Annotated in this window: 9 protein-coding genes and 2 pseudogenes; 6 read left to right on the top strand and 5 right to left on the bottom strand. The window is 47.1% G+C overall.

Features of this window, described 5'->3' with window-relative positions; all coding sequences use genetic code 11:
• Positions 1–201 (bottom strand): annotated as a pseudogene (locus tag G491_RS0124385) (hypothetical protein); the annotation flags it as partial.
• Positions 202–739: 538 nt separating this feature from the next.
• Here G491_RS0124385 and G491_RS0124380 point away from each other — a divergent pair.
• The 4 genes from G491_RS0124380 to G491_RS0124365 all read left to right on the top strand — a co-directional run bounded on the left by G491_RS0124380 (position 740) and on the right by G491_RS0124365 (position 5693).
• Positions 740–2635 (top strand): restriction endonuclease, encoded by a 1896-nt coding sequence (locus tag G491_RS0124380; protein ID WP_028316411.1) that lies wholly within the window; start codon positions 740–742, stop codon positions 2633–2635.
• 174 nt (positions 2636–2809) lie between these two features.
• On the top strand, positions 2810–4066 hold the full coding sequence (istA, locus tag G491_RS32315) for an IS21 family transposase (RefSeq protein ID WP_169829516.1): 1257 nt from the start codon (positions 2810–2812) through the stop codon (positions 4064–4066).
• Complete coding sequence (gene istB, locus G491_RS0124370) at positions 4063–4836, top strand: IS21-like element helper ATPase IstB (protein WP_028316410.1); 774 nt, start codon at positions 4063–4065, stop codon at positions 4834–4836. The genes istA and istB overlap by 4 nt, the downstream gene beginning before the upstream one ends.
• 80 nt (positions 4837–4916) lie before the next feature.
• Complete coding sequence (locus G491_RS0124365; RefSeq protein ID WP_028316409.1) at positions 4917–5693, top strand: hypothetical protein; 777 nt, start codon at positions 4917–4919, stop codon at positions 5691–5693.
• On the opposite strand, the gene G491_RS0124360 is transcribed toward G491_RS0124365, so the two are convergent.
• From G491_RS0124360 to G491_RS0124350, 4 genes and pseudogenes are all read right to left on the bottom strand, one after another.
• A complete protein-coding gene (locus tag G491_RS0124360; protein WP_028316408.1) occupies positions 5694–6821 on the bottom strand; it encodes a hypothetical protein in 1128 nt (375 codons plus the stop codon). It lies immediately after the preceding gene.
• A gap of 9 nt (positions 6822–6830) precedes the next feature.
• Positions 6831–7556, bottom strand: a complete 726-nt coding sequence (locus G491_RS36610) for a tyrosine-type recombinase/integrase (protein ID WP_487042736.1) — start codon at positions 7554–7556, stop codon at positions 6831–6833.
• Positions 7557–7559: 3 nt separating this feature from the next.
• Positions 7560–7820 (bottom strand): annotated as a pseudogene (locus G491_RS36820) (site-specific integrase); the annotation flags it as partial.
• A 249-nt stretch (positions 7821–8069) separates the two neighbouring features.
• Positions 8070–8543, bottom strand: a complete 474-nt coding sequence (locus G491_RS0124350) for a DUF1178 family protein (RefSeq protein ID WP_248635514.1) — start codon at positions 8541–8543, stop codon at positions 8070–8072.
• A 182-nt stretch (positions 8544–8725) separates the two neighbouring features.
• Between G491_RS0124350 and G491_RS0124345 the strand changes: the two genes are divergently transcribed.
• Both G491_RS0124345 and nadB read left to right on the top strand, forming a co-directional pair.
• Positions 8726–9379 carry a TIGR04211 family SH3 domain-containing protein gene (locus G491_RS0124345; RefSeq protein WP_028316405.1) on the top strand — a complete coding sequence of 218 codons (654 nt, stop codon included), beginning with the start codon at positions 8726–8728 and terminating at the stop codon, positions 9377–9379.
• A 42-nt stretch (positions 9380–9421) separates the two neighbouring features.
• Positions 9422–11059: an L-aspartate oxidase gene (gene nadB, locus G491_RS0124340; RefSeq protein ID WP_015949058.1), complete on the top strand. Its 1638-nt coding sequence runs from the start codon at positions 9422–9424 to the stop codon at positions 11057–11059.
• The last annotated feature ends 4 nt before the right edge of the window (positions 11060–11063 follow it).

Raw genomic sequence — 11063 nt, 5'->3', positions numbered from 1 at the left:
CCGGGCGGGCCTGCCAATGGCTTTGCACAGCCCGTTGATGATATTATCCACGTCCTTTTCCTTGAGCTTGTCCACCTGGCCCAAATGGGCGATAATTTTGGTGCGTGGATTTTTGACGCCGGGTTCCCTGACGCTTTCCGCGATCTGGACCGACTGATAGACCTTGCCCCGCTGTTTACTTTTGACGATTCGGATATACATAGTGCGTAAACACTATAATATATTATTCATTAAGTCAAGTATAAATACAATAGTTTACGTACTACATTAACCTTCCCGAAACAGATATTATCTTCAATGATTTCAATCTGGATTTCTTGTTTAAGGCAAGATTGGTGTCAAAGTTCGGTGGTCTGTTTCCTATGCTTTGCAACCGAAAATCAGCTTAGCACTTACACAGTAGTTTATTCAACGTTTCAATGGAAAGCTCGTTGGAGTCAAACGTATTTCGGCGCTTTCACCTGTAATCAGTCATACAGAGTGGACGCCGCCGCAATCTCCAACCGCTGACAGCCATAATACTATCCTACAGCCTTTTGGGGCAGACCATTGAAATTAAATATCACCCCGTGCGCTCCAACTCCCTGCTTCATATGCATTCTAAAATATCGCCCAAATGCCCAAAATGGGGTTGACTGCTATGAAATTTTATGTGAATTAAAGCGTATCTTTTCCCCAAAAACTGATAACTATGAATTATCGATATCGACAATTTAATGAACAGAAACAGTCCTGCATCATGGTAATGCAATTAAACGGTCCTGATCAGTTTGAAGAATTAGTTTTTAATATCCTATCCTGTACAAACCCATTGAAAATAGATTGGAAGCAGGGGGGGCGTGACAGGGGCAGGGACATCTCTTTACTATATCGTTATAATAATGAAATATTTTCTGTTACTGTTGAATGCAAGTTTTATTCTAAACCAGTAAATATTGCGGCGATTTCTAATTCGGTGAATTGGGCTAAAGTTCATAGACCGGACTTATTATACTTCTGGGTTACTCCGTACTTAACTCCAGATACTAAAGATTATCTTCACAAGTTTACAGATAACTACAATATCAATATTGACTATGAGGATCAAGCTAACATCAGATCCTATCAAAGCTTAATTTTTCATGAAAGATCTTCAATTCGCGAGCAGATATTGCCTCGATTGTTAAGTCATTTTGAAAAATCAATAAAGCAAAGACTATATTCTATTGAAAAAACGGCTTTAGAGTATGAGTCAACAATATCCCTCTCAGATCATTCCCTTGTCGACAGGGAGGATGAAATCAAACTCCTTAAAGATGTCAAATGCTCTTCCTATTATATACATGGCATCTCCGGGGTGGGTAAATCTCAAATAGCAAAAAATGTTGCCCAACACTTTTTTAAGTCAGGCCGAGCTGTATACTGGCATTCAATAATTGGAGAACACGATTCCGACAATCAGAGCAAGGCCTTTCTGAGTTCTCTGGGTGATTTCTTTAAAATTAATTGTGATGATGGAGAACTACATAATTACTTTAACAGTTATGGCTTTGGTTTAACAAACACTCTTATCCATTTATTAATAGAACTGACAGCCCGATATCATCCCATAATTTTTATTGATGATGTTCATAAGTGTAGACATGAAAATGATGTGCTTATAACCTTGTTAATGCGTTTGATCAACAAATGTACATGCCAATTTTATTTGATTGGTTGGTACAACATCTTTTCATACAGTCTTTTACTTCGCAACAAAATAAGATATATTCATATTAACGGCTTATCTACAAAGCATTTAAAAGAGTTGATTTACCAACAAACTGGAACATACCCCACTCCTTCCTCATTATCTATATTGGGCAAATACTACGGCGGACTTCCATTATATGCAGCGTTCGCAGATAGACTATCTGAAGGTACTGAAAATATAGACGCTCTACCTGTGCCCGAATTGGTTTTCCAAAAGTATTTGAGTCATCTAAAAGCAGACGAGATAGGTGTTGTGAAAGCATTAGCTCTTTGTCGGCTACCTGTCAGTGTAAAGTCCTTTAAAAAACAAAAATCTTTATCACCTCTAGAAAGTTTATGCGAAAAAATGATAGTAAATATTGCCGGCTCAAAATGCTTTCTTCATGATAGCATTAAATTATTTGCTAAAAATACCTTTCAAGGGGAATCTATAGGAGAGACATCGTTAAGAATCCTTCAAAATGAGACGAAGTGCAACATTGCAATAGCTATTGATATCATCAATGCATATATAAATTCTTTTGAGTACAATAATGCCTTATTTGTTTTAGATGATTATTTCGAGAGGCTGATGGATGGAGGGTTGGACTTAGAACTAATTGTCGTAATAAACAACTTACTTGTTGAAGATTGTGATTTTATTAATTTATCAATAAAGAAGATATCTTTGTTGGAAAGAGTTGGCGAACTTAAGCAAGCTCGGCAGTTGGTAGAGATCGTCGACTCAAGTATAGATACTAAAAATAATGATTATTGTAAATGGCAATATACAAAGACTCGGATCCTTTACTTTAATAATCAATTTGAATCCGTGGTTGAAGAATCAATGAAGGTGATAGAAAAACAAGTTCCTATTAGTAGTGAAGAGGGGATACAATTTCTTTTCTTACTGGGGAGGTGTTAATGGTCGTATTAAATTGAGCCAAAAATGGTCGTGTAGAATTGGGCCACCTGGCAGGGAGTTGGAGGATAGCCGTGAGGGCAGATCCTCCATTTCCCATGCCTTGTGAAAAGGGTATATTTGTCCTTTTACCCTCAAAACAACGGAGTGGGTTCAATTGAAAAAAAGGAGACCGTTTTGGACATTAACGCCATGCATCGGCAAGGGCTTTCCCAGCACGCCATCGCCGAAAAGCTGGGAATCAGCCGCACCACCGTGAAAAAATACATCGACAACCCCCAACTGGCCTTTGAACCGCCCAAAAAGCGGGAGCGATCCAGCAAGGTGGATCCATTCCACGGCCATATCAAAGCCTTCCTGGAAGAAGATCCAAAGTACAAGGCCACCTGGATTTACGACCGCCTTGCCGCCATGGGATTTGCCGGAAGTTACGAAATCGTTAAACGCAAAGTTGGGGTGATGAAGGCGGAACACCACAAGGTGGCCTTCATGCGCTTTGAAACCGAACCCGGATACCAGGCCCAGGTGGACTTCGGTGAGTTCCAGGTGGAACGGCCGGACGGCGGCATCGACAAATTCTTCGTGTTCGCCATGATCCTGGGATATTCCCGGCGCATGTACGCCGAGATCGTGGAACGCTGCGACCTGCCCACCTTCCTGGATTGCCATATCCGGGCCTTCCGCCATTTTGGCGGGCTTCCCCGGGAGATCCTGTACGACCGCATGAAGAACGTCTATATCGGAAAAATCCTGGGCAAAGACCGGTTCAATGACAGCCTCATGGGCTTTGCCCTGCATTACGGGTTCACGCCCAGGGTGGCGCCCGCCTACGCCGCCTGGGTCAAGGGCAAGGTGGAGCGCCCCTATTCCTTTATCCGGGAAGGCTTTTGGCGGGGTTATGGATTCGTGTGCCGGGAGTCCGCCAACCGGGATCTTTTGGCCTGGCTGGCCCTGAAGGACCAGCGGGTTCACGGCACCACCCATGAAGTGGTGTCCCAACGCTTTGAGCGGGAGCGCCCTTTTCTGGCGCCTTTGCCGCGCCGGGAATTTGACACATCCTACCGGATTTACCGGAAAGTCACCAAGGATTGCACGGTCCGTTTTGAACGCAACAGCTATGTGCTTCCCCACACTTTGGTGGGCAAACAGGTGCTTTTGCGGGTCAAGGACCAGGGCATGAGGGTCTTTGCCGACGACCGTCAGGTGGTGCAATACGAGATCCCCGGAGACAAGGGCAATCTGGTGCAGAATCCCCGGTTTTATGAGGCCCTTAAAAAGGATCGGGAGATGAACCGGCGCAAATATGGCCATGCCAGGACAGGAAAAGGCAGGGCCAAGCATACCATCAGCCCCTGCAAGGCCAAATACGACCTGGACGTCCAGGTTCGCCCGGCGTCGGTTTATGACCAGGCGGCCAGGGAGGCGCAGCCATGAGCGATTCCCTGGTTTTGGACCGGATCGAATCCAATCTGGCCCGGCTGCGCCTTCCCCGCATCCGGGAAATCCTGGATGGGGCGACCGAAACCGCCCAGGCCCAGAGCAAAAGCTATCTTTCTTTTTTGGACGATCTTTTGGAGGAAGAGGTGGCCCAAAAGGAGCAACGGAGGGTGGAGACCGCCCTGAAAATCTCGGGGCTGCCGTTCATCAAGGGGATCGAGGAGTTTGATTTTACCTTCCAGCCCCAACTGGACCGACAAAAAGTCATGTCCCTGTTTGATCTGACCTTTGTGAGGCAGAACGGCAACGTGATCTTTCTGGGGCCTCCGGGCGTGGGCAAGACGCACCTGGCTGTGGCTTTGGCCATCAAGGCGTGCCAGTCGGGGTTGAGCATTTACTTCACCACCATGGAGGATCTGATCGGTAAGCTGAGGAAGGATCATGAGGCGGGGCGTCCTGGAAAGGGTCGGAGTTATTACAAATCCGCGTTGGTGATTGTGGATGAGGTGGGATACACGCCCATTGACAGGGAGGAATGCAATCTGTTTTTTCGGTTTGTGGCCAACCGGTACGAAAAGGCGAGCACGGTCGTCACATCCAACAAGGCTTTTTCTGATTGGACGGAGCTTTTTCATGATCCGGTCATTGTCACGGCGATTTTGGATCGCCTGCTGCATCACAGCGCGGTGATCAACATCAAAGGGAACAGCTTCAGGCTGAAAGGGAGGATCGGAAAGGAGGTGGCCCCAAGGTCGGAGAAGGAGTAAAGGTGGCCCAATTCTCACGACCGAAAATGGCCCATTTTTAAACGACCGTTGACAGGAGGACGAGTTACATTTGTGGAGACTTGAAGAAGGCGCTAATTATCCAACTTGCTGCTTACCATTTATCATTTTCAATGAGCAAGGCGCTATTGGTCAAAGCAACTCATCGAATAGCGATGATAGAGGAAACTATCGGCTTTAATCAGTCGGCGTTAGACACATTCCTTTTTCTTGCGGGCATGAAGGGTATACTAACAAAAAAAAGAAGAGCTTTTATTTTATATAGAATTGCCAAATGTTATTTTAAGATGAGTAATTACTCAATGGCAAATGAGTATAATGAGGAAAGTATAAAAATTAAGGAGTCTTTGAACCATACCAGAGGGTTGATTTTTTCATACAAATTAAAGGCTAAAATCGAGGCAAAGCATAATTTAGAACAAGCATTCAAGAACGCAGATATGGCCTATAAAATTGCTGTAGATATGGCTTTAAAAAAAGAGGTAGTTTCCTCGGGAATCGTGTTAGCCGGAATTTTAAACAAAATGGGCGAAATGGATGTTGCAAAAAAAATTCTTCATTCTTTGATTCCATTATCTAAAGAGATGGGATTAACGATAAGATATAGACAAATTCTTTTGGAATTACAATCTATTTCATCGAGTTTTTCCTTTAATTGTTTGAAAAAAGAGGCTGTCCTTTTAAGAGGCTTAGAGTCCCAAGAGATGCGTGATCTTGTTAGCGAACTTCTACTCAAACTCCCCATGACGCTACGCGAGCAAATAGATAACTTCCTTGCTGGAGTTGAACCAATAACTCCTATCTTACGAGACTCCCTCTCCACAGTTTTCCAGGTTTAATCATATTTTAGTCGAAAAAATCGGTACAAGATTTTTTTGGATTCTTCCTGCACCAAAGTCCGAGCACCATACAGATGCGGTATTTTTTCTGTACTTGAAAGGCAGGTCTGCAATGTTTTTTGCGTATAGGTTGTAGCTAAGCCCTTTAAAATTCAATGAAAAATAGGGCGAATGATACTTGCCTTCATCTCTGTATGCAATTGCTGCATCAGAAACGCCCTCAAGTTGGTATCCACCACCATGAGGTGTGCAGTATAGGCATTTCTTCACCTTTCCCGAGGTCAGTTCTTCAATCGTTTTGCTTATCGAAATTAAAGGCAACAATGAATCAGGAGAAAGCATTAGTGGTGTTTCGAACATTTTTTCAGAAGCATAGGCCCCTAATAATAGAGTGGATATATCGTGAAACCCTTCATGAGTTGAGTTAGAGAGCACTTGATGTTCTCCAAACAGGTCATTAAATAGCTTTTCTCTATATAGGATCGAAAATTGTTCATGTTCAGTATATAAATTATAATACTGTGTAGCTTTATCGCCAATAAGATAATGATAGTTTTCAGATCCAAGACTAATTTTATGAGAATTATTTTGCCAGTACATGCTTCTGTCCACGTACAGGCCCGGTCTCTGATCTGTATCGCGTTTTACCTTTGAAAAGGAACCATGGAGTAATGCATAGAAATTTTTTTTATCTTCTGTTGCGTATACAGCAAAAAAGTGATTTCGTTTTTGGAAATCGCCTTTATCAATTTCATCGTAAGAACTAAAAACATCCAATATTTTATCGCAAAATTTTACTTCATTTTCTTCCCAATCTGAAATTTTTGAAAATATTATCCCACATGCGTTAGGCCTTGCTTCTAACGGGATAATAGGATCTGTCGTTTGATCTAGAAAAAGAATGCATCCATAGGAAAATCCCGCGTTCCAGCGCAATTTATTGCGTGTGTAGGTAAAGTCAGGAAGAGCGACTATATATAGGTTATTGTAGGATAAGCCGTTGTTTTTGTAGCATTTTAATAATGTAGCCAGCCCTTGCAAGGCATTCTCCTTAGCCAATACCGATGCAGGGTCATTTGTACTTAGATCAATAAACCTTTTAAGAGCTTCCTTATAGTAAGAAAACATCGATAATTCCTAGTTATCGCTTTTTTTACTCCAAACCTTATTTCTGATATTTGCTTGGGAGATGAATTCCTTTAGGCGGGTGTCGCTGACTTTGGTGTAAATCTGGGTGGTTGAAATGTTTTGGTGGCCGAGAAGCCTCTGAACGTACCGAATGTCGATTCCGGCTTCCAGCAAATGGGTGGCGCAGGAGTGGCGCAGCATATGGGGCGTAACCCGGCGGCTCAGCCCGCCTGTTTTGCCGGACTTTACAACCAGCTTGCGGATGAACTGCGCCGAAGCCGGGCGTCTTCGAGAATTGAACAGCAGATAGTCGTGCTGCACCTCCAGGTAGTTTCTTGCGTCCATGTAATGCAGAAGCAGGCTCATGACATTCTCGTCCGAGATAAAGACCCGCCGTTCCTGATCCCCTTTGCCGTAAATATAGATGGTGTTGTCGCCCAGGCGGATGTCCTTAATCCGTATAGCCGCCAGCTCCGACACCCTGACTCCGGTGGCGAACAACAACTCCAGGGCCAACAGGGCCGTCAGCCTGTTGATGCTTTTTAGGGAGACCGCGTCCTGCAAAGGCGGAAAGGAATAGGCCTCGTTTGCGCACAGGTTTACCGTATCGGCCGACCCGTTCAAGAGAAGGCTCATCTCCTGGGCGTTAAGGCTTCGGGGCAGGCGTTTAGGGAGCTTGATTTTTATATCCAGGTCATTAAACGGAGTTTCTTCAATGATATTGGACCGTTTCATCCATTTGAAAAATAGTTTAAGGCAGGCGATGTTTCGTTTGATGGAGCTGCGCTTCAGATTTTTTTCAGACTGTAGGTAGCCCAGATATTTGATTATTAAGTGGCTATTGATTCTTTGGTCAGGGATTATGACTATCCCGTTTTGCAGCAAATAAGATGTAAATTTTTTAAGATCGCATGAATATGCCCTTAAAGAATGTTGGGAAAGGTTGCGCTCAAGGCGGCAATGCGCTTCATAAAGCCTTGTTACTTCCAAAAGATCCATAAATTGCTCCAACATGGAAAAAGATGTCGAAGCTGATTTATAGCTTTAATGTAGCTTTGTCCATTGCCAATGCGTTAATCTTTGGTTTTTGTTCGATTGGATGGCGCTGGGCGCCAGGGCTATCGGCGGCTTTCAATATCCGGGATATCGAGCTTTAGGCTGCGTAACAAGGTAAAAAAGGAGCAAAAAAAGCGGGCATAGCTCCAACGTGGGCTGGATGCAATAAATCAGCTTATAAGCAGATTGAATTTAAGCGTCCGTATCGTTTTTGGGGGCGGCGGGCATGGGGAACTTGACGAAGTTCACCCCTTCCTTGGCCAGGAGCTCTTCCTGGGCCTTGGTGCTGGTGCCGCGGATGTTGCGGGGTTCGGAGGCTCCGTAGTGGATTTTCAGGGCCTCATCCGTAAACTTGCTTCCCACATTATCAAAGTTTTTATCTACATATTCAGTCAATTGCTTGATGATCTGCTCCTCGTTCAACTGCGGCGGCGGAGCCTGTTCCCTGTACTGGCTGGAGGAAGTCTTGATTCCAAAGGTCGAAGGCACGCGCACTGCTTCCGTGGAATCGCAAACCGGGCAGCTCACGAGTTTTCTGGACAACTGGTCTTCCAGGGATTCCAGGTCGTCGAACCATCCCTCGAAAACGTGTCCATTAATGCATTGCAGGTCAAAAATAATCATGGCTGACAAATTGCTTTGCAAAGGTTGTTCTAAAAAATCCATCCACGTTCCCATGGAGGCTATGCTTTAATAATATAACACAGCCGGGCGGGATTTCAACGTTTATATTGACAGATTCGCTAGTTACCCATATCCTCATTGACTTATAAGGCGGAAAATCCCCGTTGCGGGCCTGCTGAGCCTGATTGGTATCTTTTAATCGCCAATGCTTTGGAGTGAATTTGATGAGACGTTATATTTTGGCTGTAATCCTGTTAATCCTGTCCGGAACTTCTCTATCCTTTGCGGACACAATATACATAGGCGATATTACAAAAATAAACATGCGCAGCGGAAAGGGCGTAGACTACCGGATCATCGCCATGCTGGACACGGGCCAGACCGTGGAGCTTCTGGAGCAATCCGACGGCTGGGCCAAGATTCGGCTGGGCGACGGCAAGGAAGGCTGGGTGCTGTCCCGGATGCTCACCGCCCAGGAGCCTTGCGGCCGCACCCTGGAAAGGACGCAAAAGGAGCTGGCCAGGCTTCGGGAGGCCATGGCGGAGCTCACCACGGAAAACAGCCGGCTGTCCGAGGAAAACACCCTCCTGAACCAGGAGAATACCCAAAACAGCCAGACCGCGTCGAATCTTCAAAAAGAATACAACTCCCTCAAGGCGGATTCCGCAGATTTTTTCACGGTTAAACAGCAGTTGGAAGCTGCACGCCGCGAAACCGAGCGGCAAAAGAATATTGCGGAAAGCGCTGAAGCGGAGTTAAAGGAACTCAGAAGGGATACCCGCTGGAGGTGGTTTCTTTCCGGCGCCGCCGTTCTATTGACGGGAATCATCCTGGGCGGCGTAAACAGAAAGCGCAAGTCCGGTTCCCTTTTGCGTTAAGCCCCAGGAAAGGGCGCATTTTAATTACAAGGAGCCTAGTGCATGGAATACAATTTTGATTTTCTGGTCATCGGCAGCGGGGTGGGAGGCTTGACTTTCGCCCTCAAAGCCGCCCAACACGGGAGCGTGGCCGTCATCACAAAAAAGGGCATCACGGACACAAGCACCGAAGCGGCCCAGGGAGGCGTGGCCTCCGTTTTCAGCAAGTTGGACAGTTTCGACCTTCATATCCAGGACACCCACGCCGCCGGCGACGGCCTGTGCGACGAGGAAGTGGTGGAAATGGTGGTCAAGGGCGGCCCGGACCGCATTCGCGAACTCATCGACATGGGAGTTCAGTTCAACCTCAAGCAGGAAAAGGAAGGCGAAGGAGAACCCGAGTTGAGCCTGGGCCGCGAGGGCGGCCATTCCCGTCAGCGCATCGTCCACGCCCAGGACATGACCGGTCGGGAAATCGAACGGGTCCTGGTGCAAAACGTCCGCGAGCACGACCGCATCACGGTTTTTGAAGACCATATCGCCATCGACCTGGTCACCTACTCCATGCGTATGAAGCGCGGCATTGTGGTTACCTCTCACGAGGAAGCCTGCTGCGGCGCCTACGTCCTGGACTCCAAAGCCAACGAGGTCCACACATTTTCCGGCAAGATCACCCTGTTGGCCACCGGCGGCGCGGGCAAGGTGTATTTGTACACCTCCAACCCGGACATCGCCACCGGCGACGGCATCGCCATGGCTTACCGGGCCGGAGCAAGGGTGGCCAACCTGGAATTCGTCCAGTTCCATCCCACGTGCATGTATCACCCGGACGCCAAGAACTTCCTCATTTCCGAGGCGGTGCGCGGCGAGGGCGCGGTCCTTTTGGATTCCAAGGGTAACGCCTTTATGGAAAAATACGATCCCCAAAAAGACCTGGCCTGCCGCGACGTGGTGGCCCGCGCCATTGACACGGAGCTGAAGAAAAGCGGCGACGACTCGGTTTACCTGGACATCTCCCACAAGGACGCAGCTTTTGTAAAAGAGCGTTTTCCCAATATTTACGAAAAATGCTACTCCTTTGGGGTGGACATGACCAAAGAGCCCATCCCGGTCGTTCCTGCAGCCCATTATATGTGCGGCGGCGTGGCCACCGACCTGGACGGCAGAACCGACATCGCCCGCCTTTATGTGGTGGGGGAAACCGCCTGCACGGGCTTGCACGGCGCCAACCGGCTCGCCAGCAACTCCCTTTTGGAGGCCCTGGTTTATGCGGATCGCGCCTCCAAACGGGCCGTTGCGGAGCTGGAATCCGGCGCCCTGACGCCTTATCCCGAGCTCCTCCCCTGGGACGAAGTCGGGACCACGGACAGCGACGAGGCCATTATGGTCACGGCCAACTGGGACGAAATCCGCCGGTTCATGTGGAATTACGTGGGCATTGTGCGCTCCAACAAGCGTTTGCAGCGCGCCCAGAACCGGGCCGAAAACATCGCCCAGGAGATTAACGAATATTATTGGGATTTTAAGATTACCTCGGATCTGGTGGAGTTGAGGAATCTGGCCCTGGTGGCCAAGCTCGTCATCCGGTGCGCCATGCGCCGGCAGGAGAGCCGCGGCCTCCATTATAACATCGAGTACCCTGAAAAGAACGACGAACGCTGGAAGAAAAACACGGTTTTGAGACGTCCCTTTGTTAACTGATTCC

This window comes from Desulfatibacillum aliphaticivorans DSM 15576 (assembly GCF_000429905.1).
GTDB classification, from domain to species: Bacteria; Desulfobacterota; Desulfobacteria; order Desulfobacterales; family Desulfatibacillaceae; genus Desulfatibacillum; species Desulfatibacillum aliphaticivorans.
Note: the sequence above shows the minus strand (reverse complement) of the source record. Positions and strands in the feature narration are given on the sequence as shown.

What these genes read in the sequence shown, in the direction of transcription:
- G491_RS0124380 (WP_028316411.1), top strand. Translation starts at nt 740, where the DNA reads ATGGTAATGCAATTAAACGGTCCTGATCAGTTTGAAGAATTAGTTTTT.
- istB (WP_028316410.1), top strand. Translation starts at nt 4,063, where the DNA reads ATGAGCGATTCCCTGGTTTTGGACCGGATCGAATCCAATCTGGCCCGG.
- G491_RS0124360 (WP_028316408.1), bottom strand. Translation starts at nt 6,821, where the DNA reads ATGTTTTCTTACTATAAGGAAGCTCTTAAAAGGTTTATTGATCTAAGT.
- G491_RS36610 (WP_487042736.1), bottom strand. Translation starts at nt 7,556, where the DNA reads ATGAAACGGTCCAATATCATTGAAGAAACTCCGTTTAATGACCTGGAT.
- G491_RS0124350 (WP_248635514.1), bottom strand. Translation starts at nt 8,543, where the DNA reads ATGGATTTTTTAGAACAACCTTTGCAAAGCAATTTGTCAGCCATGATT.
- G491_RS0124345 (WP_028316405.1), top strand. Translation starts at nt 8,726, where the DNA reads ATGAGACGTTATATTTTGGCTGTAATCCTGTTAATCCTGTCCGGAACT.
- nadB (WP_015949058.1), top strand. Translation starts at nt 9,422, where the DNA reads ATGGAATACAATTTTGATTTTCTGGTCATCGGCAGCGGGGTGGGAGGC.